This is a genomic window from Idiomarina sp. UBA4520 (assembly GCF_002388365.1).
GTDB lineage: Bacteria > Pseudomonadota > Gammaproteobacteria > Enterobacterales > Alteromonadaceae > Idiomarina > Idiomarina zobellii.
Map to the genome: position 1 here is coordinate 118,516 of NZ_DGMK01000014.1, position 21,118 is coordinate 139,633.

Annotated in this window: 22 protein-coding genes; 12 read left to right on the plus strand and 10 right to left on the minus strand. The window is 48.9% G+C overall.

Features of this window, described 5'->3' with window-relative positions:
* Position 1 precedes the first annotated feature (1 nt).
* Entirely contained in the window at positions 2-1,186 is a 1,185-nt protein-coding gene (ftsY, locus tag B3850_RS06390) for a signal recognition particle-docking protein FtsY (protein WP_286873582.1), read from the minus strand.
* Between the two features lie 101 nt (positions 1,187-1,287).
* Here ftsY and rsmD point away from each other — a divergent pair, with 101 nt between their 5' ends.
* Together rsmD and B3850_RS06400 are read left to right on the plus strand one after the other, a co-directional pair.
* On the plus strand, positions 1,288-1,884 hold the full coding sequence (gene rsmD / locus B3850_RS06395; RefSeq protein ID WP_286911548.1) for a 16S rRNA (guanine(966)-N(2))-methyltransferase RsmD: 597 nt from the start codon (positions 1,288-1,290) through the stop codon (positions 1,882-1,884).
* The gene (locus B3850_RS06400; protein WP_053953215.1) at positions 1,881-2,165 is read left to right on the plus strand and encodes a hypothetical protein; all 285 of its coding nucleotides are present in this window, start codon (positions 1,881-1,883) and stop codon (positions 2,163-2,165) included. The genes rsmD and B3850_RS06400 overlap by 4 nt, the downstream gene beginning before the upstream one ends.
* On the opposite strand, the gene B3850_RS06405 is transcribed toward B3850_RS06400, so the two are convergent.
* From B3850_RS06405 to B3850_RS06425, 5 genes are all read right to left on the minus strand, one after another.
* The gene (locus B3850_RS06405; RefSeq protein WP_286873588.1) at positions 2,131-2,739 is read right to left on the minus strand and encodes a YjaG family protein; all 609 of its coding nucleotides are present in this window, start codon (positions 2,737-2,739) and stop codon (positions 2,131-2,133) included. The two genes, B3850_RS06400 and B3850_RS06405, sit on opposite strands and share 35 nt — an antisense overlap.
* Before the next feature lie 33 nt (positions 2,740-2,772).
* On the minus strand, positions 2,773-3,204 hold the full coding sequence (locus tag B3850_RS06410; protein WP_126752238.1) for a VOC family protein: 432 nt from the start codon (positions 3,202-3,204) through the stop codon (positions 2,773-2,775).
* Between the two features lie 21 nt (positions 3,205-3,225).
* Positions 3,226-3,444: a hypothetical protein gene (locus tag B3850_RS06415; RefSeq protein ID WP_053953218.1), complete on the minus strand. Its 219-nt coding sequence runs from the start codon at positions 3,442-3,444 to the stop codon at positions 3,226-3,228.
* Positions 3,445-3,644: 200 nt separating this feature from the next.
* On the minus strand, positions 3,645-4,817 hold the full coding sequence (locus B3850_RS06420; RefSeq protein WP_286911550.1) for a cystathionine gamma-synthase: 1,173 nt from the start codon (positions 4,815-4,817) through the stop codon (positions 3,645-3,647).
* 29 nt (positions 4,818-4,846) lie between these two features.
* Positions 4,847-5,812 (minus strand): cysteine synthase A, encoded by a 966-nt coding sequence (locus B3850_RS06425; protein ID WP_286873599.1) that lies wholly within the window; start codon positions 5,810-5,812, stop codon positions 4,847-4,849.
* 180 nt (positions 5,813-5,992) lie between these two features.
* On the opposite strand from B3850_RS06425, the gene ltaE reads away from it, so the two are divergent.
* From ltaE to B3850_RS06445, 4 genes are all read left to right on the plus strand, one after another.
* Positions 5,993-6,967 (plus strand): low-specificity L-threonine aldolase, encoded by a 975-nt coding sequence (ltaE, locus tag B3850_RS06430; RefSeq protein ID WP_414654233.1) that lies wholly within the window; start codon positions 5,993-5,995, stop codon positions 6,965-6,967.
* 75 nt (positions 6,968-7,042) lie between these two features.
* The gene (locus B3850_RS06435; protein ID WP_053953221.1) at positions 7,043-7,468 is read left to right on the plus strand and encodes a hypothetical protein; all 426 of its coding nucleotides are present in this window, start codon (positions 7,043-7,045) and stop codon (positions 7,466-7,468) included.
* Positions 7,458-8,288, plus strand: a complete 831-nt coding sequence (locus B3850_RS06440; RefSeq protein ID WP_286873605.1) for a DUF692 domain-containing protein — start codon at positions 7,458-7,460, stop codon at positions 8,286-8,288. Before B3850_RS06435 ends, B3850_RS06440 begins: the two co-directional genes overlap by 11 nt.
* Entirely contained in the window at positions 8,272-9,033 is a 762-nt protein-coding gene (locus B3850_RS06445) for a DNA-binding domain-containing protein (protein ID WP_053953222.1), read from the plus strand. Before B3850_RS06440 ends, B3850_RS06445 begins: the two co-directional genes overlap by 17 nt.
* Here B3850_RS06445 and B3850_RS06450 read toward each other — a convergent pair.
* Entirely contained in the window at positions 9,015-10,553 is a 1,539-nt protein-coding gene (locus B3850_RS06450) for a YifB family Mg chelatase-like AAA ATPase (protein WP_286873607.1), read from the minus strand. The two genes, B3850_RS06445 and B3850_RS06450, sit on opposite strands and share 19 nt — an antisense overlap.
* 609 nt (positions 10,554-11,162) lie before the next feature.
* Between B3850_RS06450 and B3850_RS06455 the strand changes: the two genes are divergently transcribed.
* The 5 genes from B3850_RS06455 to B3850_RS06475 all read left to right on the plus strand — a co-directional run bounded on the left by B3850_RS06455 (position 11,163) and on the right by B3850_RS06475 (position 15,218).
* A complete protein-coding gene (locus tag B3850_RS06455) occupies positions 11,163-13,247 on the plus strand; it encodes a protein-disulfide reductase DsbD family protein (RefSeq protein WP_286873610.1) in 2,085 nt (694 codons plus the stop codon).
* Entirely contained in the window at positions 13,231-13,761 is a 531-nt protein-coding gene (locus B3850_RS06460; protein WP_286873613.1) for a protein disulfide oxidoreductase, read from the plus strand. The genes B3850_RS06455 and B3850_RS06460 overlap by 17 nt, the downstream gene beginning before the upstream one ends.
* 29 nt (positions 13,762-13,790) lie before the next feature.
* The gene (locus B3850_RS06465) at positions 13,791-14,522 is read left to right on the plus strand and encodes a DsbA family protein (RefSeq protein WP_053953227.1); all 732 of its coding nucleotides are present in this window, start codon (positions 13,791-13,793) and stop codon (positions 14,520-14,522) included.
* 133 nt (positions 14,523-14,655) lie between these two features.
* Positions 14,656-14,901 carry a type II toxin-antitoxin system CcdA family antitoxin gene (locus B3850_RS06470; protein WP_058576591.1) on the plus strand — a complete coding sequence of 82 codons (246 nt, stop codon included), beginning with the start codon at positions 14,656-14,658 and terminating at the stop codon, positions 14,899-14,901.
* Positions 14,901-15,218 carry a CcdB family protein gene (locus tag B3850_RS06475; protein WP_273267708.1) on the plus strand — a complete coding sequence of 106 codons (318 nt, stop codon included), beginning with the start codon at positions 14,901-14,903 and terminating at the stop codon, positions 15,216-15,218. The genes B3850_RS06470 and B3850_RS06475 overlap by 1 nt, the downstream gene beginning before the upstream one ends.
* Before the next feature lie 13 nt (positions 15,219-15,231).
* Here B3850_RS06475 and B3850_RS06480 read toward each other — a convergent pair whose 3' ends face one another.
* Positions 15,232-15,972: a ferredoxin--NADP reductase gene (locus B3850_RS06480; protein ID WP_273267707.1), complete on the minus strand. Its 741-nt coding sequence runs from the start codon at positions 15,970-15,972 to the stop codon at positions 15,232-15,234.
* Positions 15,973-15,981: 9 nt separating this feature from the next.
* Complete coding sequence (locus tag B3850_RS06485) at positions 15,982-16,227, minus strand: accessory factor UbiK family protein (protein ID WP_011233471.1); 246 nt, start codon at positions 16,225-16,227, stop codon at positions 15,982-15,984.
* 110 nt (positions 16,228-16,337) lie between these two features.
* Between B3850_RS06485 and rep the strand changes: the two genes are divergently transcribed.
* Positions 16,338-18,350 carry a DNA helicase Rep gene (rep, locus tag B3850_RS06490; protein ID WP_286873619.1) on the plus strand — a complete coding sequence of 671 codons (2,013 nt, stop codon included), beginning with the start codon at positions 16,338-16,340 and terminating at the stop codon, positions 18,348-18,350.
* Here the strand turns inward: rep and B3850_RS06495 are convergent.
* Positions 18,347-20,947: a sensor domain-containing phosphodiesterase gene (locus B3850_RS06495; RefSeq protein WP_286911552.1), complete on the minus strand. Its 2,601-nt coding sequence runs from the start codon at positions 20,945-20,947 to the stop codon at positions 18,347-18,349. The two genes, rep and B3850_RS06495, sit on opposite strands and share 4 nt — an antisense overlap.
* Positions 20,948-21,118 lie beyond the last annotated feature (171 nt).

Genomic DNA, 21,118 nt, shown 5'->3' on the forward strand with positions numbered 1-21,118 from the left:
GTTAGTTCACCGTTGTGGTTTCTGATGCTTCTACATTACGGTCAAATAACGCCGCAATAAAGTCCTTCGCTACAAATGGGCGTAAATCTTCCAAACTTTCGCCGACACCAATATAGCGAATTGGAATGGCAAACTGGTCAGCAACGGCAAATATAACACCACCTTTGGCGGTACCGTCGAGCTTCGTCATGACAATACCAGACACCCCAACCGCTTCAGTAAACAACTTGGCCTGGCTAATGGCGTTTTGTCCCGTGCCCGCGTCCAGTGTCAGCATAACTTCATGTGGCGCTTCCGGGTCGAGCTTTTTCATCACCCGAACTAACTTTTTAAGCTCTTCCATTAAGTTCGCTTTGTTCTGCAAACGCCCTGCTGTATCTGCAATAAGCACGTCGGTGCCCCGAGCTTTCGCGGCTTCTAAAGCGTCATACAAAACAGAGGCGCTGTCAGCACCGGTATGCTGAGCAATAACGGGGATGTTATTACGCTCTCCCCACACTTCTAATTGCTCGACTGCGGCCGCACGGAAAGTATCGCCGGCTGCCAGCATGACTGACTTACCTTCGGCTTTGAATTGTTTTGCTAACTTACCAATGGTGGTGGTTTTACCCACGCCGTTTACGCCCGTCATAAGAATGACGTATGGCGAGTCAGATTTCGGAATTTCTAGTGGTCTGTCGACAGGCTTTAAAATGTCAGCTAGCTGTTCTTGCAGCAATTCGTAAAGTGCTTCAGCGTCTTTCAATTGCTTGCGGTCAGCTTGCTGTGTCAAGTTGTCGATGATTTTTGTCGTGGTTGCGACACCTAAGTCAGCCATCAGAAGCTGAGTTTCCAACTCTTCGAACAAGTCATCATCGATTTTCTTACCACGGAATACGCCGATAAGGCCAGAACCAATGGAACCAGATGTCTTACGCAGCCCTTGCGTTAAGCGCGCCCAAAAGCCTTTCTTCTCACCTTTTTCCTGAGTTTTTGTGTCGACAGGCTCTGCTTTCGGAGTCTCGGCTTCCGCTGATTCTTTCTCAGGCTCTACTTCTGTTTGCTGCGCTTCATCGGACGCTTCCGGCTCGGCTTGCTGCTCACCGTCAGACGACTCTTGCTCGTCAACAACGGCTTCGTCTTGTACCTTTTCTTCTTCAGACTCTTTTTTATCACGCTTCTTTTTAAACAGCGAAAACATCGACATATAGGTTTCCTTGGAACTGACACGCAGGAATCGTTAAACTTATGGCTTTAGTTTACCATGCTGTTTAGAAACTGACGACGGTCTGAATAAAGGAACTCATTGTGGCCAGAAAGCGTGCAGGAAAGACCCGCCCCTCTCAAACAACCGGCGACTACCGCATTATCGGCGGACAATGGCGCGGGCGACGCTTGCCCATAGCCGACAGTCCCGGATTAAGGCCGACCACGGACCGTGTGCGTGAAACCCTGTTTAACTGGCTGCAGTGGGATATTGCCGACGCTAAGGTATTGGATTTATTTGCCGGCAGTGGCAGCTTAGGGTTTGAAGCGGCGTCACGGGGGGCGGCTCAGATCACGCTTATCGAGGCTGAGAATAAAGTCAGCAAACAATTACAAGACAATGTGTCACTGTTGCACACTAAGGGTATGGAAGTCGTTACTGCGAATGCTCTCGATTGGCTGAAAAAGCCCAGCGACAGCCGCTATGACATTGTGTTTATTGATCCCCCATTTCGTCAGGGGCTCGCTACGTCAGCTATAACTCTGCTCAATGAGCAATCATGGCTGGCACCCGACAATCAGGTGTATTTGGAAACTGAAAAAGACTATGACTTGGCATTGCCCGCAGGTTGGCAGCTTTTAAAAGAGAAGACACATGGGCAAGTGTGTTTTCGTTTACTGACAAAGGACATCGAATGAAAGTTATCATTATTGCCGGCAAAGTCGTGTTTGCCGTAATTTGGCTAGGCTTGTTTGCTATTTTAGGCGGCGCTACTGGTGAGCTGAGCAGTCAGTCCATAGGGCTTTTAAGTGTGTTGCTGGCAGTTCTGGTGATTATGCACTTGCTGCTTCTGGGCGTTTTCGTTGGCACTATGAAGCAGCATTTACCCTGGAAAAAAGGCGACAGTTGGCAAATTCTCGCGTTTGGTATTTTCGCCTGGTTGTCTATTCTTCAGCGTCCAAAGCAAGACCAAGGTTAGACACGCCCTCGTCACTGAGCATCATTTTTAGCTGTTTCACTAGCGCGCTATTTACTGCAGGCTGTTGCTCCAGAAAATTGAGCATGGCCTGCTGAATGGCGATTTCGTACTCCATCAGCTCGTGGTTATCGACGTGCTCTTTTAAGTTTTCAGTACCCACGTCCTCAGCGTCGTTTAATTCAATAAATTTCGCCACACTCGCCTGGGATATTTTTGCAACGTCCAGAAAGTTGCTGGCATTATCGTCCAGTAAGCCCTGGAGTAAGGTACTTATTGCCGTACAGGCGTCCATCGCTGGGTACACACCCAACATGTCATGCCCATGCTCGCTCGGGGTTTGTTCGTCGACCTTTTCCTGCCAACGGGCAAAATTCACTTTGGTTTTCTTCGGATTTACTACCCAGTCCCAACACGCATTGAGCGAGCCGTGCAGCGGTTTACTGTCACCAAAGCCTGTGAGGTGGTGGAAAAAGTCATAGTTGGGCACCATACGTTCGCACAAATAAAGCGCCAGAACAATTTGCTGATCACAAGGCAGCTCGCGAATACGTTGGAACGTATTAAGTTGACTCACGTTGAAACTCCGAAAGTGCGGTCGCTGAAGCGTTTAAGTTGCGAAGATTTGGCTGTCGTCGTTAAAGGTTTTGAACTCCAGCGCATTACCGCAGTAATCGTAGAAGAACATAGTCCCCTGCTCGCCGGGTTTACCTTTAAAACGAATATAAGGTTCAATAACAAACTCGATACCCGCAGCTTTAACTCGCTCAGCCAATGCTTCCCAGTCGTTGCGCAATAGTACCACGCCAAAGTGAGGAACGGGAACTGAATGACCGTCAACGCCGCTATGGTTTTTCATGCCTGCAACGTCGGGTGCTACGTGAGTGACAAATTGGTGACCGAAGAAGTTCCAGTCTATCCAGTCGTCGCTGCTACGACCCTGAGGAAGCCCAAGCACATCGCCGTAAAACGCTCGGGCATTGTCCAACGAACTAACAGGAATGGCTAAATGAAAAGGTCGTACGTTGGTGGTGTCTGACATACTGCTAACTTGCCTTACCGGTTAGTGACTGAGTTTTGCCGCCGCAACTGTATCGGGAGACCGGCGCCACATTCTGACACCAATCGACAATACCAGTAACGCCCAATTTAATGGTGGAATGAAACCGGCGGTAAGCACGGCTAACAAATTCCAAAGAGGCTTTTTCTGGTGTTGGCCCACTAATACGTAAAACAACAATGCGGCTACGAGTCCCTGGAGTACCATTAGGCTCAATAGCATAAGTCTTTCCTTCTCGTTGTGTATGTAACGCTTTTTGCGTTTTTTCTTATTTATCGCCGATGTTTTTCCGGCTGAGATAACTCTACTGAATTATGACGAAAGTGTAAAATTTTGTATAAATTGTTGAATTAAAACGCAAAAAACCGGCTCGAGAGCCGGTTTTATTTATTAAAAGTTATACTTTTAATCGTTCGTGGCGATTAAAATGCGTTGAGCGCCTTGTCTAAATCGGCTTTCAGATCATCCAGATCTTCAATACCAACCGATACGCGAACAAAGTTATCTAAAATGCCTAACTTCTCGCGGTTTTCTTTCGGCACTGACGCATGCGTCATAATAGCCGGGTGTTCAATAAGCGACTCAACGCCACCTAAGCTTTCCGCCAAGGCGAACACTTCTACCGACTCCAAGAATTTGCGCGCCGCTTCTAAATCGCCTTTCAGCAAAATAGAAATCATGCCGCCAAAGCCCTGCATTTGCTTTTTAGCCAGCTCATGCTGCGGGTGGCTTTCAAGCCCCGGGTAAATCACTTTTTCCACTTTCGGATGTTGTTCAAGCCACTTGGCCAGTTCCATTGCCGCTTCGTTGTGGTGACGCATACGCAATGCCAGCGTTTTCACTCCTCGCAACGCCAGGTAAGAGTCAAACGGACCGGCAATAGCACCTGCAGAGTTCTGTAAGAACAGCATGCGCTCAACCAGGTCGTCATTGTCGCCAACAACCGCGATACCGCCGACCATATCAGAGTGACCGTTAAGGTATTTGGTAGCCGAGTGCATCACCATATCTGCGCCCATTTCCAGCGGACGCTGGTTAAATGGCGTAGCGAAGGTGTTGTCCACCACCACAATAATATCCGGATTCTTTTTCTTCGCCAGTTTAACAATGGCTTCAATATCAACCAGCTTCAGCATCGGGTTGCTTGGCGTTTCCACCCAAATCATGCGGGTGTTGTCCTGAATGCTGGCTTCCACTGCGTTTAAATCGGCTAAGTCGACATAAGAGAACTTCAGACCAGCAGAGCGACCACGCACTTTATCGAATAAACGAAAGCTGCCACCGTATAAATCGTCCATAGCAACGATGTGATCGCCGCTGTCTAATAACTCCAGAATGGTCGAGGTTGCTGCCATACCTGACGCAAAAGCCAGACCTTGCTTGCCACCTTCCAAAGAGGCAACAGAACGCTCCCAGGCAAAGCGCGTTGGGTTATGTGAACGAGAATATTCAAAACCTTTGTGCTGACCCGGGCTTTCCTGTGCGTAGGTTGAGCTGGTGAAAATTGGCGGCATAACCGCGCCTGTTAACGGCTCAGGAGACTGCCCGCCATGAATGGCGCGCGTCGCGAATTTCATTGTTTTTTCATTTGCCATGATTCAGGTTCCTTAATTTACAGCAAGGGTTACAGCAAGTTTTGAGAACGCATCCAATCGTCGTTGAACAGCTTGGACAGGTAACGGTTACCCGTATCGCAAGCTAGCGTTACAACGCGTTTAGGTTCGGTTTGTTGTTGGCAATAGCGCAGCGCCGCGGCAATTAAGTAGCCACTTGAAGAGCCCACCATAACACCTTCTTTTTCCAGTAACTTACGCGCGGTTGTCAGACCTTCTTTGTCCGATATAGCAAATGCGGTGTTCGCCAATTTGATGTCACAAATTTTCGGTACAAAGTCTTCACCAATGCCTTCTGCCAGCCAGCTGCCAGCTTCCACTTCTTCGTTGCGGTTCACAAGCGGCTCCAGAATAGAGCCTTCCGGGTCAGCCAGTACCAGATCAACATTGCTGTTTTGCTCACGCAAATAACGGCCAATGCCAGTCAACGTGCCGCCCGAGCCGACACCACAAACAAAGGCGTCTAACTTGCCATCCATTTGCTGCCAAATTTCAGGACCGGTGGTTTTATAATGAGCATCGACGTTTGCCGGGTTCTCAAACTGGTTCACATAGTAGTAACCGTTTTCTTCCGCCATGCGCGCTGCCATGTCCTGATAATATTCTGGGTGGCCTTTTTGCACGTCAGAGCGCGTTTGCACGACTTCGGCGCCCATCGCGCGCAGATTGTTGACTTTCTCCTGGCTCATTTTGTCGGGCATCACAATTTTTAACGGATAACCTTTGCTGGCCGCTACCAGCGCCAACCCAAGTCCGGTATTGCCAGCCGTCGCTTCGATGATGGTATCGCCGGCTTTTAATTTACCGTCGCGCTCAGCAGCGTTTATCATCTCCACCGCGATACGATCTTTTATCGAGCCACCCGGGTTTTGTAGCTCTAATTTTAAATACAACTCACACGGGCCGGTGTCTAAATTATTCACACGCACTAGTGGCGTGTTGCCAATCATTTCCAAAACGTTATCGAAAACTTTCATATGCGGTCGCTTTTTTATTGAGTGTCTGTTTGAATTGTGCTCATTATCCCTATACTTGGCTTGCATAACAACCACAGGCTTAGAATGCTTTGCTTGAGGTTATAACGAATAGACTAATGGAGAGACAGAGTGAAGCGCCTCGATTTACGCAGTGATACCGTAACCCAGCCGACATCCGCAATGCGGGAGGCTATGGCTAATGCCCCGGTTGGTGACGATGTCTATGGAGAAGATCCGTCTATCAATGCACTCGAACGACGGGTTGCTGAAATGCTGGGCAAAGAATCGGCATTACTCTGCGCCTCGGGAACACAAAGTAACTTATGTGGTTTGCTGGCACACTGCCGTAACGGCGAAGAATATATTGTTGGTCAGGAGTACCATACTTATCGTTATGAGGGCGGCGGAGCTGCCGTTGTCGGCGGTATCGTGCCACAACCACTGGAAGTACAGGCAACGGGGACGCTGGATCTAGACTTATTAGTTAGTCGCATCAAACCCGACGACCCGCACTTTCCAATCACGCGGTTATTGGCATTTGAGAATACCCATGCCGGTCAGGTCATCGACCAGGACTACTTGAATAAGGCGCGCCGCATCGCTGATCAACATGGCTTGTCGATGCACTTAGACGGCGCTCGCTTGGTTAACGCAGTGGTAGCGTCCGATCGTAGCTTTAGTGAACTTGCTGCGCCATTCGATAGTGTCTCAATCTGTTGTTCTAAAGGTCTTTGTGCACCAGTTGGGTCGCTACTGGTCGGATCGAACGCATTGATAGCAAAGGCAAGACGCTGGCGCAAAATGTTGGGCGGAGGTATGCGTCAGGCGGGCGTTATCGCAGCTGCTATTGACCATGCGCTGGATAATCACATTGAACGTATTAAGGTCGACCATGATAATGCTGCCTGGCTTGCGGCAGCTCTCGCGGAAATTGGCCAGGCTCACGACTTTTCGGTGCGGCCGGTGCAAACCAACATGGTTTATCTTGATTTGCCCTCTGCAGAAGTCGGCGCTTCATTACAACGCTATATGGCCGCAGAAAATATCATTGTGCCGGCCGGCAAGACGCTGCGATTAGTAACACATATGGATGTCGAACGCGCCGAACTAGAAAAATTCGTGACACATTTGCAAAAATTTTACGCAAACAATTAGGTCAAGCACGCTGCTATTTGCTAAGCTAATTGAGTGAATAGCCATTGTAGCTATTGCCAAAGAGGAATTAACAACATGAGTTACGCAAATAAAACCCTAATTGCATCTGTGGGCGCTGCTATGGCGCTGGGTGCATCCTTACCCGCAACCAGTGCGGAAAATCCTTTTGCTTCCACAGAGTTAACCTCCGGCTATGCGTTTACCGCACAGCAAGAGGGTAAGTGTGGCGAAGGCAAGTGCGGTGAAGCCATGATGTCCGACAAAGCAAAAGAAAAAATGGCGGAAAAAGCCAAAGAAGGAAAATGCGGCGAAGGTAAGTGCGGTGAAGCCATGATGTCTGACAAAGCAAAAGAAAAAATGGCGGAAAAAGCCAAAGAAGGAAAATGCGGTGAAGGTAAGTGCGGTGAAGCCATGATGGCTGACAAAGCAAAGGAAAAAATGTCAGATAAAGCCAAAGAAGCAAAAGAGAAGTCCAAAGAAGGCAAGTGCGGTGCCGCTTAACAGCGATACTGTTGGTTTAGGCTATCGTCGTTCGATGTATCAGGAGCTGATCCAGTGTGATCAGTTCCCCTTCGACTTTCTCGAGATTGCGCCCGAAAACTGGATGAACAGTGGACCGCGCTTACAACACCAATTAAGGGCGCTACGTGAGCGCGTGCCGTTCACTACGCATGGCCTATCGTTATCTATCGGCGGTTTCGCGCCGCTCGATCTTCCTTTTTTGAGGCGCCTGAAAGCCTTTCTGGATGATTACGACATAGAACTGTATTCCGAACACTTAAGCTACTGTTCGGACGAGGGGCATTTGTACGACCTTATGCCAATCCCGTTTACAGCCGATGCAATCGGACACGTGAGCGAGCGTATCCGCACCGTCAGCGACGTATTGGAACGCCCTTTGGTGCTTGAAAATGTCTCTTTTTATGCGATGCCCGACGGAGATATGAACGAGCTTGAGTTTATTAATGCGGTATTGGCTGAAGCCGACTGTGATTTGTTGCTAGACGTAAACAATGTGTATGTTAACAGCATCAACCATCGCTATGACCCGGTTCAGTTTATTACTGGACTGCCCGCTGAACGGATACGCTATATGCATATTGCCGGACACTATCAGCAGCAAGCGGATTTAATTATAGATACCCATGGCGCCGATGTTATCGATCCGGTCTGGCAATTATTAAAGACCAGTTATCAATACGCTGGATGTCATCCGACGTTGCTTGAGCGCGATTTTAATATTCCATCGCTTGATACGCTTAGCAACGAACTTGCAACTATTCGCAAGACGCAGGCAACGCAGCATGCCATCGTTTCGTAATATCCAGCAACAGTTTACTGCCGCGGTCAGAAACCCAAGTGACCATAACACGCTTGGTATTGAACCACGACGGATGAGCGTGTACCAGGAACTGGTTTTTAATAATCTCATCAATTTTACCCGGTCCGCTTTTCCAGTCGCATGCTCAATTATGAGTAGTGATTGGTGGCAGCATGCTGTGCGCCAGTTTCTAATTCACCACCGCAGCCAGTCCCCTTATTTTAATGAGATTGCCGCCGAGTTTTTGTCTTTTCTAAGAGAAAGTGACGCAGTTACCACCACCGAGCCCGACTTTCTGCTCGAACTGATGCATTACGAATGGGTAGAGTTGGCACTAGACAACATTCCACAAGATACCTTAGCGGTGCGACAACAGCTTAGCGATGACCTTGTTAATGGTAAACCGGTGTTATCCGACGCCGCCTGGCTGTTAAGTTACGAATACCCGGTGCATGAGATCAGTATTGAACGGCAGCCCACTTTGCAGGAAAAAAAGGATACACTGGTACTGGTTTATCGTAAGCCTGATCTGAGCATCGGTTTTCGTCTCATGACCCCCATATTTGGTCTGCTTTGGCAGCAATTACAGCAAAAAGACATTAGTTCAGGGCAGGATGCCATCGAGCAATTGGCCATGCAGCTTGGTATAAACGCTGATACCAGCTTCCATCACCACGCACAGCAAGCGCTACAGGAACTGTTCGAATGGGGCGCCATTTTGGGTGCTCATAACGAACGCACTTGATCAATTAGCTGATCCAATGCTCTATAGCCCATCGCTTCGGCTAAATGAGGTTTTTGCACCTTTTTCTGATTATCCAGATCGGCAATACTGCGTGCCAACCGCAATGTTCGGTGATACGCCCGGTGCGACAGTTTTAGTTTTTCAATCGCAGTGATAAGAAACTCGTGGTCAGCGTCAGTTAGCATACAATGAGACACAACTTCGCTTGCTTTTAGCTCGCTGTTAAGACATCCCTGGCGTCGATATTGCTGCTGCCTTGCTGCAATAACCCGTTGCTTCATTTGTTCGCTAGTCTCTCCCGTAACCTGAGTTCCATCTAACCGCAGGCTCGATGTTTCGCGGGGTACCGCCACCTGAATGTCGATACGATCTAACAATGGACCCGACAGCTTATTTAGGTATTTGAGAATTTGGTCGGGTGTAGAGCGGCAATTAGCTAACGAGCCATCGAACTGACCACAGGGGGAAGGGTTCAATGCGCAAACAAGTTGGAAGTTTGCGGGGAATTTAACGTTATGACCCGCACGACTAATCGTAATTTCACCGCTTTCCAATGGTTCGCGCAGACAATCCAATACGTGCCGGCTAAACTCGGGTAACTCGTCAAGGAAAAGCAGCGACCGATTCGCTAATGATATTTCTCCGGGGCAAACAGAATTACCGGTACCCCCACCCACTAAAGCAGCCGCAGTGCACGTATGGTGTGGGCTTCTCACTTCACGCTGAGTTAATGCCTCTGTCCCGTGGTAGTCAAAAGACACCGATTTAACCGCGGCTATTTCCATCGCCTCTTTCTCAGTCAATGACGGCAATAGCCCACTCAAGCGTTGTGCCAGCATGGTTTTGCCTGTGCCTGGCGGACCCACGAATAGCAAATGGTGCTTACCCGCAGCGGACAATAACAAAGCCCGTTTTGCCTGCTCCTGCCCGACTACATCGGCTAAATCGCCTTCATCACTTTCCGCCTGACACGCCCAGTCGACTGGTTTGGACTCTCGAAGCGGCTGATGTTCATGCAAATGCTCATACACACTGACCAAGTCAGCAGCTAACCAACTTTTTTGCTCACGAACTAATCCCGCTTCCTGCTGATTAGCAATTGGGACAAACGCCTGACGCTTTTTCTCACGACAGGCTAACAGTGCAGGAATGAGCCCGTTCACAGCTCGCAGTTCACCAGTTAAAGCTAGCTCTCCATAAAACTCTGCCTGCTCTAAAATGGTATCGGGTATTTGACCTGACGCAGCCAATATACCCACAGCTATGGCCAAATCATAACGAGCCCCTGTTTTGGGTATATCGGCCGGAGCTAAATTCACCGTAATCCGTGTGGCCGGCGGGTATTCAAACCCCGCATTCATCAAGGCGGTTTTGACCCGGTCGCGTGCTTCCTTAACCGTGGTTGCAGGCATACCAACCATAGTAAACCCAGGCATCCCCCGGGCAAGATCCACTTCAACCCGAATTTCCGGCGCATGAATACCTATCAGTGCCCTCGTATAGACTCGCGCTAACGCCATGTGTCTCTCCCTGACTAAACAACGGCGTTACTATAAGTACAAGCTGCGCTGCTGTCTGTAAGCCAAGACCGCCAAGCGTTGACCGACATCGCGCCTTTCCTCTCTTGATTTTACCCCCACTTCTGTCATCATCTTGCCCTAATTAAGAACAAACCGAATAACCAAAGGTCACCAACAACATGTTCCACCAACTGAATCAACAGTGTCGAAAAGGTCGGTATATAGCACCATTGCTATTACTGGTGTTTGCGCTGTGTTGGGGACAAAACCTTGGTTGGCTGGAAGGCTGCCCTAAGCATCAGGGCGCGCCAGCGGCTGAACAGATAGTGGGAAGCCATGCGGACTCAGGCACAAAACACGAAAATGCCAAGGCCGACTGTGACAAAACGGCGCATTTATTACAGCAATTTCAGTCCGACATAACCTACGCGGCACTGTCTTTCTTTATTCTTTTAACTTTGGTGTTGAAAGCTACAGCTCAAAAGCAGGTAGCCCCACCACTTTTTCTCTTTCCCTGTAAAAGGCGACCCCACGCCGTATTTTGTTGTTTTATGGAGTAGCGCTTCCAACGGGTTTTCATCGTTGGAATACTAACTTCAGGAGTAATGTATGAATAAAATTTTACCGTTGTGGCTGCTATCGCTTATTGCTGCGTTGCTGCTTTACAGCGCGCAAAGCCTCGCAGAAACGCCGTCTACCGGTTGGCTGAGTCATGAAGATCATCCGCCGGTATCGGTGAAGCTGGAACTGACCGGCCACTATGAGGCTGAGCGCAACCTACTACCCGCCCTGCTGCATGTTGAGCTGGATGAGGGCTGGAAAACCTACTGGCGCTCGCCGGGGGAAGGCGGCATACCGCCAACCTTTGACTGGTCTGAGTCATCCAATATTGACGATATTGAGTGGCGCTGGGCGGTGCCCTCCCGCTACAGCATTCAGGGTATCGATACCGTGGGGTATCAGGGGTCGTTGCCCTTTCCATTAATGATCCAGCTAAGCCCGGATGCCAGGCAGGCACGCATTAGCGGTACACTGACGATGTCGTCCTGTACCACCGTTTGTGTGTTAACGGACTACCCAATTGACTTGCAAGTTGACCTGGACACCCTGACCGTCGACAGTGATCGTGCCTTTGCCTTTAACCAGGCCATGGGCAAGGTGCCTCGTGAATACGACAGCAATAACGTGAAGCAGGCTATTTGGTCCGACGCCAACCAGCGTGTTCAACTGACCATAGAACGTGACAGCGGCTGGCAAAACCCACAGCTGTTTATACACAGCAACGACGAAGCTCTGGCCGACGCAGAGTTTTCATCACCGAATATTCAGGTGGAAGGAAATACGCTCACGGCGAATATTGAGGTTAGCCACTGGCTGGAACTGCCGGACCTAAGCGGCGCTGAGCTCATAGCAACAGTCAGTGATGAAAAGTTTGCCGCTGAATATAAGGTTCAACTAACCGCAGGCACTATTTCGAATAACACACCGCCGCTGTGGGCCATTTTACTTATGGCGTTAGCGGGTGGGCTTATTTTGAACATTATGCCCTGCGTGTTGCCGGTATTAGGTCTGAAAGTTCAAAGCCTGATGCTGTCTGGTGCACAGCAGCCGAAGGTCGTGCGTAAGCAGTTTTTTGCATCGTCACTGGGTATTATCAGCTCGTTTCTGGTCATTGCCCTGGGGCTTATGGCACTGCGCTGGTCAGGCGGTTCTGTCGGCTGGGGTATTCAATTTCAGAACCCTTACTTCATTGCCGCATTAGTCGCTATTACCTGGGTATTCGCACTGAACTTAATGGGTGCCTTTGAGTTTAAATTGCCGTCTTCTTTGAGTACCAGTGCCGCAACCGCTGGCGATGACAGCTATAAAGGGCATTTCCTGCAAGGCATGCTGGCCACCGTATTGGCAACACCTTGTACAGCGCCTTTTTTAGGTACCGCGGTAGCCTTTGCATTAGCTGCTGAGTCATCGGTTATTCTGCTGATTTTTACCGCTCTTGGGGTTGGCATGGCGCTGCCCTGGTTACTTATAGCCGTGTTCCCGAATACCGCTAAGTTACTGCCCAAACCCGGTCGCTGGATGCACTGGGTGAAACCCGTTTTCGCCATTATGATGCTGGCAACCACGGTCTGGCTGACAACCTTGCTGAAAAACTTTATCAGCAACGAGTTATTCCTGGCGCTAACCGTCGGTTTATCGGTTCTGACATTGGTGATTATTGGCAAAGTGCATGGCCGCAAGGCGCTGTTTTTATCTATTGGCGGCTTTCTAGTTTTAGCTGCCGTTGTCGGTACGACGTTAATTCTTACCGCGGACCGTTGGGTCAACAAACTACCGCAGGACCACCAATGGCAGCCACTAACCCAGCAGCGTATTGATGAAGCCGTTGCCAGTGGCCAAACCGTGTTTGTGGATGTGACCGCAGACTGGTGTGTGACCTGCCAGGCCAATAAAGTCGGCGTATTACTGCAAGACCCGGTATTTACAGCCTTAGGTCAGGAACATGTCACCCGCCTGCGCGGCGACTGGACCAAAGCCAACGAGAGCATCACGCAATACTTAAAGGCCAACAATACCTTTGGTGTGCCCTTTAACAAAGTCTACGGACCCGGCGTTCCTGACGGCATAACGCTGCCCGTAGTGCTCAGTAAAGACAAAGTCATGGACGCGCTGGAGGATGCTCGTGAGCAATAACAAAGCGAAACCGTCGTGGGCAAAGCGGATACGAACCGCAGCGCTTTATATTGTGCTGTTCTCGGCAGTGGCGTTCGTGGTCGATGCCTTTCGTAATAGTGACGTGCCGGAGTCTGTTCCGGCGGAACTGTCGTCACTAACGGACATAAACGGCGAGCAATACAACTTACGCGAGATGAGCAAGGACAGCCCGGTTGTGCTGTATTTCTGGGCAACCTGGTGCCCTGTTTGCCCGGCGGTCTCGCCGACGGTTGATTACATTGGCAACCACTACCCGACCATTAGCGTGGCATTGCGCTCCGGCGACAACGACAAACTCACGCGCTACGCGCAGGCGAAAGGGTATGAATTTCCTATTGTTAACGACAACCTCAACCGCGTATCAAACGGCTGGCAGGTATCTGCCACGCCAACCATCATCATTATTGAAAACGGTGACATTGTTTCAGCGACAACCGGAGTCACAACGCCTCCGGGTTTGTTTATTCGCCTTTGGTTTCACCAGTTTTTTTGAAGTAACTCATTTTTAAGTAGGAAAGTTGTATGAATTTTATCTATAAAACGTTTTTCATCGTTGCTTTTATCTTTAGCAGCAACGTATTTGCGCAAGATTTAAACCCACAACAAGAAGAAGACTTGGAGAAAGTCGAACAGCTATTGCGTGAAAACCCGCAGCTAATTCCAAACATTCACCGAGGCTTACAGCGCTTTTTAGAACAGCAAAGTGAGCAAAAAAACGCCTTCGCTAACCATCAGGAGTGGCTGTATCAGTCGGCGGCACATCCAATTTTAGGTGACCAAGATGCGCCGCATAAAATAATTGTGTTTACCGATTACAACTGTCCGTTTTGCAAAAAGTTAGAGCCCGGCCTGCATAAGCTGGTTGAGGAATACCCGTCTATTCAGGTTGTGAACATTTTTGTGCCTTTACGCCAACAACAGGTTGATGGGCTCAAAACCAATTCCGCACTTTATGGGCTGAATCTGTGGCGCAATGACCCTAAGGCATTCTTTGAAGCCCACAACTTAATGATGAAAAAGTCAGGCATGCACACCGCCGATTCACTGCAAAGCGTTGCGCAAGTCACGGGTACCGAGGCCTTTTTGTCACCGTCCAGCGAAAGCGAAGCGGTTATTCGCAAAAATATGTCGGCGTTTCGCGACTTGGGCTTTCGCGGCACACCGACCATTATCATTGGTCAGCAGGTAACGCCCGGTTACATCCCTTATGACAAGCTGGAAGAAATAGCGACAACACAGTTCGATCTGAATTAATCAGTGTCGTTTTATCACTAGCCTTGTGTGAAACCTCAAGGAGAAAGGGTTAACCATCTGAAATTAACTCTGCTATAATTCATGCGCATGGTTAATGCGCATGAATTACGCATTTTTAATAACAGGTGATAAAATGGCTGCTTACACAACCTCATCTGCTTCAAAGAAGCCGACAAATGTCAGTATTAACGCTGAACTTCTAGCAAAAGCAAAGTCGCTTGATATCAATTTATCGGCGACACTTGAATCTGCATTGAAGGAACAAATTCGTTTGAAAGAACAAGCGCATTGGCTGAAGGAAAACTCTGACGCAATGGAAGCGTATAACCAATTTGTAGAGCGCAACGGAACATTCAGCGAGAGCGTGCGAAAATTCTGATGGCTCAATTCACCGTCTACGCTAATAACAATACAGCGACACGCACAACCTACCCCTATCTTATTGATGTGCAGAGTGACCTGCTGTCAGCCTTATCGACAACCTTAGTGATACCTTTGATACCCGCTGCGCTGGCTGAATCCTTTCAACTAACCAAGCTGAACCCGGATGTTACCGTTGAGGGAAAGACATTCGCATTGATGACACAAGATATGGCCAGTATTTCAAGAACTCAGCTTACTCACGTGGTCGACGACTTATCCCACGACAGAGATAGAATCACCGCAGCTATTGATCTGCTATTTTTTGGAATATAACGAAGACTAAGCTTTACCAATAGTTCTCAGAGGTCACATTACCGGGCTTACGGCGGGTGTTTTTGGCAAGCCCTAACTCAGCCAGCGCGGCGCGTGACTCTTTTATCATGTCGGGGTTACCACAGAGCATGACTTGTGCGCGGCTATCTAGCGGTGTGCCGAGTGCATCGCTTAATTGACCTGAACCAATCAGTTCAGGAATGCGAGCAGAAAAAGCCCCCGGAATGTTTTCACGGGTTATAACCGGCTGATAGCCCAACTGGCCGGGGTATTCTTGTTGCCACTGCTCTATTTGTCCCTGATAAACCAGGTCTTCTGCCACACGAACACCGTGTACCAGATTAATGCGTTTGAATCGTTCCCACGGCTTTTCGGTTCTTAGCATAGAAATAAACGGGCCAATGCCGGTTCCCGTAGAAAGCATCCACAAGCTGTCGCCGTCCGGCACTTCGTCCAGTGTAAAAAAGCCACCGGCGGGCTGGGTGATGTCGACACTGTCGCCCGGCTGCAACTGAGCTAGCTTGGTGCTGACCTCGCCGCCTTCCACTTCGGCTATGACAAAATCCAGTATGGCTTCGCCCGGCGCACTGGCCAGTGAGTAGGCACGCAATAGCTGCTCGCCACCCACATTCAGGCCTAAACGGACAAACTGTCCCGCCTTAAAATCAAACGGCTCGGCCACAATTCTCAAACTGAAAACACCAGCACTCCAACGGTAATTCTCGACAACTTTTCCACTAATCCATTGGATCATACGTCTGACTTAGTCCTTGTTTTGGTTTTTGGTCGCTTCCAGTTCTTTTTCTAACAGCTCAACGCGCTCACGCAGGCGCAGTAACATTTGCTGCTGTACGTCCAGCTCTTCGCGGGTGACTAAATCCAGTTTAGACAGCTGTGACTGCAGTGTTTGTTTAACACGTTGCTCCATATTACCGGCCAGTTCTTTAACACCGGCTGGCATACTGTCGTTAATTTGGCGAGCAATATTCTCTATTGTTTTGTTGTCCATAAATCTCTCTTTGTGTAAATCGTTGCTTATTCATTTAGCTTAGCAGGAGATTCAGGTAAAATCCGAGCTTCTTATCGGCTTTTTCACGAATCAGGAACTCCGCGGCGCCCATGCTGAACGATCGCCAGAACCAGGCTGTACATTATACTCAAGGACCTTTATTGGTACTGGCCGGTGCCGGTAGCGGTAAAACTCGTGTTATTACCGAGAAAATTGCCTACCTTATTCGTCAGCAAATTTACACGGCACGCCAAATTGGCGCGGTGACTTTTACCAATAAAGCCGCCAAAGAAATGAAAGAGCGTATTGCGCAAACCTTGCCGAAAGCGCAGCTGCGCGGTTTAACCGTGTGTACCTTTCATACTCTGGGGCTGAATATTATTCGGCGCGAGCTCAGCACTCTGGGGTTTAAGCCCGGTTTTTCATTGTTTGACGACCAGGACACCTACGCCCTGCTTAACGCCCTGACTGAAGATGTATTTGAGGGCGATAAAGCGCTGATTCAAGCCTGTCAGCATCAGATAGGACACTGGAAGAACGCCATGCTCTCGCCCGAGCAGGCTTTGCAGAAAGCTGGGAACGATCAGGAAAATGCCTTTGCTCAGGTTTATCAGCAATACCAAAATAACCTGAGCGCCTGTAATGCCGTCGACTTTGATGACCTTATTCGTCTGCCGACCTTATTGCTGGCGACCAACGAAAACGCCCGCGCGCGCTGGCAGAAAAAGTTTCAGTACCTATTGGTGGACGAGTATCAGGATACCAACACCAGTCAGTACCAGCTGGTTAAATTACTGGTGGGCGAGCGTGCCGGTTTTACCGTAGTGGGTGACGACGACCAGTCCATTTATTCTTGGCGGGGAGCGCAGCCAAAGAACCTGGCACTATTAAAACAGGACTTTCCGCAGCTGGAAGTGGTGAAACTGGAACAGAATTATCGGTCCCACGGACGCATTCTGAAGGCAGCCAACATTCTTATTGAAAATAACCCACACGTCTTTGAGAAAAAGTTGTTTTCTGAGATGGAATACGGCGAGCCGCTGAGTGTTATCTTTGGCCGAAATGAAGAGCACGAAGCAGAGCGTGTGGTGGCCGAGATTGTGAAGCACCGTTTTTTACGTAAAACGCCGTATCACCATTTTGCCATTTTATACCGGGGTAACCATCAGTCTCGCTTGTTTGAGAAGGCCCTGATGAACAACCGCATTCCGTATAAAATTACCGGTGGTCAGTCATTCTTTGCTCGGGCTGAAGTGAAAGACATTATGGCTTACCTGCGGTTGTTGGTGAATCCATCCGACGACACCGCCTTTCTGCGTATTATTAACACGCCGCGCCGTGGCATTGGTCCGCAAACCGTGGAACGTATTGGTCGTTTGTCGCAGGAATTAGGCTGCAGCTTATTTGAAGCCTGCCAGTCACCGCATTTAAAAACGCAGCTCAGCACCGGTATTTTTCAGCATGTAGACGTGTTCCGTAATATGATAGATACCCTCGCCCGTCAGGCTGATCATCAGGAAAGTGCGGGAGATGCCGTACGGCAACTGCTGAGCGATATCGGCTACGAGGACTGGTTGTTTGAACAAAGTCCCAGTGCCAAAGCCGCTGAGATGCGCGTTAAAAACGTGTACGAGCTGCATCGCTGGGTATCCGATATGCTAAAAGGCGATGCCGAACATGAGCCTATGGAACTGCATCAGGTCGTCAGCCGTTTATCTCTGCGCGATATGATGTCCCGTAACGAAGACGACGAGCAGTTTGAGCAGGTACAGTTAATGACCCTGCATGCATCCAAAGGACTGGAGTTTCCTTACGTGTTTTTGGTGGGTATGGAAGAAGGCTTACTGCCGCATCAAAGCAGTATTGATGAAAACAATATTGAAGAAGAGCGTCGGCTGGCTTATGTGGGCATAACCCGGGCACAGCATAAGTTAGTCTTCACTATGGCGAAAGAGCGCCGCCAGTTTGGGGAAAAGCTTGAGCCGCAGCCCAGTCGTTTCCTGCTAGAGCTCCCTCAGGATGACTTAGAGTGGGAACACCGCAAGCAGAAATCAGATGAAGAGCGGGAAGAACAAAGAAGTCAGGGGCTGGAAATGCTAAAGAATGCGCTGAAGAAGTCTTAAGCGCAGACGAAGTTACTGCCGTCGTCTTTTTTCAGTTCCACTTCATAGTTAGCATTAATATAACTGCCCTGGCCTATGACAACCCCCTGTTCTTCGACATCCTGCTTTTGACCTTCGGTTTCTAAGCCGTCAGCATAAACCTGAATATCAAGCTCGTGGCAAAGCGTCACAATATGTTTAAGCATGGCCTGCGCACGCGAATTGCTACCCAGGCGTGCTATGTAGTGATGGTCCAGTTTTAAAATACTGAACGGGAAGTTATATAAGAACTGTAATGGCCCTGAGCCGCTGCCAAAGTTATCTATTGCCAACGTAAAGCCAAACTCGGATAAACGCCTCAGGCTGGCCAGCACACGGCGACCGTCCTGCACTAATGAGGTTTCATCAAACTCCAACGCCACCTGCTCTGGTTTAACACCGTTATCCAGAACAATGTTAACCAGCTCGTTCAAATGACTTGTTTTAAGCAAATGACGCACGGACAAATTCACATGCAGCAAAACGTCTTGCGGAAGACCTTTGTTCGCAACCCACTGACACGCGGTTTTGAGTGCATAACGGTCGAGCTTCACAATAAGCCCGGTGCGCTCTGCAAGCGGTAGCAGTTCACTGCTGTCGAATGAATAACGCGGGTCTTGCCACTCAATACGCGCTTCAATACCTCTGACCTCGCCTGTATCGAGTTGCATAATAGGCTGATAATTTACCGCAAAGTCTTGCTCAACTTTCGCATGTCGCAACGCCGTTTCTTTTCTGACGCTATCCACCAGAGACTCGTGCATACTGTCATCGAATAGTACATAGCGGCCACGGCCCATGCCTTTGGCTTGATACATAGCGGCATCAGCGTCACGCAGCAGACGCTCCGCAGAATCTGTTTTTTCCAGGCATTCAGCGATACCAATACTGGCACCGGAATAGTGCTCTTGTCCGTTAAGCTGAAACGGCTCGTTCATCTGCTGAATAATGCGCTTCGCGACGTCTTTTGCGTCTTCAATAGTGGTAATGGTATCCAGTAAAATCACGAACTCATCACCACCTAAACGAGCAACCATATCATTGTCTCTGACACAGCTACCAATACGCTTACTGACTTCCAACAGGAACTCGTCACCCGCTGAGTGGCCCAGGGTATCGTTGATGTTTTTAAAGCGATCTAAGTCGACAAACAACACCGCAAAATGGTGCTCAGGATGCCGGCGCTTATGAACAACCGCTTGCTTCAGTCGCTCGTTGAATAAAATTCTGTTCGGCAGGCCGGTTAAATTGTCATGGTGCGCAGCGTGGAACAGGTTCGACTCAGTTTTCTTGCGTCGTTCAATTTCCGAGACTAGCTCTTCGGTGCGCTCTGCGACTTTCTTTTCAAGGAATTGGTTTACGCGTTGTATTTCTTCAGCCGAGCGTTTGCGGTCAATTGCCACTGCAACATGCTGTGATACAAAGTTCAGCAGTTCCAGGTCGTCACTATGGTACAAAAACTCACCATCGTAGGTTTGCACCGCAATAACACCAAACACCTGCCCGTTCATCATTAACGGACTACCCAGCCATTGCTTGGCCAGCTTCATGCCACCATAACCAAGCTCAATTTCGTTGGCCTTAAGCAACTGCTGACGTTTGCCTGAATCAATAAAAGCAGGTTCCCGCTTTTTAATGACGTACTCGGTTAAGCCTTTACCCACCCGCCTTTTCTCTGCTTTATTACCGGTTTCATCAACGTGGTAAGGGAAGTGAATGAATTTCTTATCGTCAGACAGTAGCGCAACATAGAAGTTATCGGCGTGAATGAGTTTGCCAATTTGTCGGTGCAGCTGCCGGTAAAACGCACCCATGTCGTCTGACGTATTGGTTAATTCCGAAATGGCAAAAAGTACCGAGGTCTGCTGCTCCGCGCGTTCGCGAATGGTAATTTCGCTCATCAGACTTTCGTTAACGTGGCGTAGCTCAGCCGTTTGATGCTCAATTTCACTTTGCATTAAGTCGCGTTGCTTCAAACGTTCGAGCGCATTAACAACATGCTGAGACACGAACATTAATAAATCCTCGTCGGCACTGTCATAACGCACGTCTTCGTTGTAGCTTTGCACAACCATAATGCCGATGGTGGCTTCACCATGTTTAAGCGGTACACCCAGCCAGTCTTTATGCTCCGCACCGAGCCCTTCAATTTCACCTTGTTCAATTAAACGCTGATAGACCTCTGGCGGGCAGCGCAGTGACTGACCTTTCCTTAGCACATAACCAGTTAGACCTTTGCTTAGCTGGTCAATAGGTACTTGTTCAAACAGGGTGTCCTGGTCCACTTCATCGACAAAGTAAACAAAGTCGACAGTTTCGTCTTTCGCGTCATACAAACTGATGTAGAAATTACGCGCATACATCAGCTCGCCAATAATTTCATGCAGGGAACGGTAGAAATTATCCATCTCGCGCGCAGAAGCCGCCAGTTCCGAAATACGAAACAGCGCCTTTTGAACCACTTCAGCGGATCGGTATTTTTGGGTCAGGCCTTTAAGCCTATCAACGACCTTTTGTAAGCGCTCATTTTCAGTCTGTAATTGCTGAATTTGCGCATTACTTACCTTTCCTTTTGTCATTTCTGCTTACCTTTAAGCACGACTCTCCCTGCCAAGTACACTTAATCAACAGATGTTAACTTTTTTAACAGGTAAGTAGTATAGACAGTAGTCAGACGTTTGGAAAGATTTTGCTAAAAAATTTGAATATTTTAGGAAGAAATACTAAGAGGTTCACGTCAATTGACGTTA

Excerpts from the sequence above, each read along its gene's own strand:
- ftsY (WP_286873582.1), bottom strand. The coding sequence starts at position 1,186 with ATGTCGATGTTTTCGCTGTTTAAAAAGAAGCGTGATAAAAAAGAGTCT.
- B3850_RS06400 (WP_053953215.1), top strand. The coding sequence starts at position 1,881 with ATGAAAGTTATCATTATTGCCGGCAAAGTCGTGTTTGCCGTAATTTGG.
- B3850_RS06410 (WP_126752238.1), bottom strand. The coding sequence starts at position 3,204 with ATGTCAGACACCACCAACGTACGACCTTTTCATTTAGCCATTCCTGTT.
- B3850_RS06415 (WP_053953218.1), bottom strand. The coding sequence starts at position 3,444 with ATGCTATTGAGCCTAATGGTACTCCAGGGACTCGTAGCCGCATTGTTG.
- B3850_RS06420 (WP_286911550.1), bottom strand. The coding sequence starts at position 4,817 with ATGGCAAATGAAAAAACAATGAAATTCGCGACGCGCGCCATTCATGGC.
- B3850_RS06425 (WP_286873599.1), bottom strand. The coding sequence starts at position 5,812 with ATGAAAGTTTTCGATAACGTTTTGGAAATGATTGGCAACACGCCACTA.
- ltaE (WP_414654233.1), top strand. The coding sequence starts at position 5,993 with ATGCGGGAGGCTATGGCTAATGCCCCGGTTGGTGACGATGTCTATGGA.
- B3850_RS06435 (WP_053953221.1), top strand. The coding sequence starts at position 7,043 with ATGAGTTACGCAAATAAAACCCTAATTGCATCTGTGGGCGCTGCTATG.
- B3850_RS06445 (WP_053953222.1), top strand. The coding sequence starts at position 8,272 with ATGCCATCGTTTCGTAATATCCAGCAACAGTTTACTGCCGCGGTCAGA.
- B3850_RS06450 (WP_286873607.1), bottom strand. The coding sequence starts at position 10,553 with ATGGCGTTAGCGCGAGTCTATACGAGGGCACTGATAGGTATTCATGCG.
- B3850_RS06455 (WP_286873610.1), top strand. The coding sequence starts at position 11,163 with ATGAATAAAATTTTACCGTTGTGGCTGCTATCGCTTATTGCTGCGTTG.
- B3850_RS06460 (WP_286873613.1), top strand. The coding sequence starts at position 13,231 with ATGCTCGTGAGCAATAACAAAGCGAAACCGTCGTGGGCAAAGCGGATA.
- B3850_RS06465 (WP_053953227.1), top strand. The coding sequence starts at position 13,791 with ATGAATTTTATCTATAAAACGTTTTTCATCGTTGCTTTTATCTTTAGC.
- B3850_RS06470 (WP_058576591.1), top strand. The coding sequence starts at position 14,656 with ATGGCTGCTTACACAACCTCATCTGCTTCAAAGAAGCCGACAAATGTC.
- B3850_RS06475 (WP_273267708.1), top strand. The coding sequence starts at position 14,901 with ATGGCTCAATTCACCGTCTACGCTAATAACAATACAGCGACACGCACA.
- B3850_RS06480 (WP_273267707.1), bottom strand. The coding sequence starts at position 15,972 with ATGATCCAATGGATTAGTGGAAAAGTTGTCGAGAATTACCGTTGGAGT.
- B3850_RS06485 (WP_011233471.1), bottom strand. The coding sequence starts at position 16,227 with ATGGACAACAAAACAATAGAGAATATTGCTCGCCAAATTAACGACAGT.
- rep (WP_286873619.1), top strand. The coding sequence starts at position 16,338 with ATGCTGAACGATCGCCAGAACCAGGCTGTACATTATACTCAAGGACCT.
- B3850_RS06495 (WP_286911552.1), bottom strand. The coding sequence starts at position 20,947 with ATGACAAAAGGAAAGGTAAGTAATGCGCAAATTCAGCAATTACAGACT.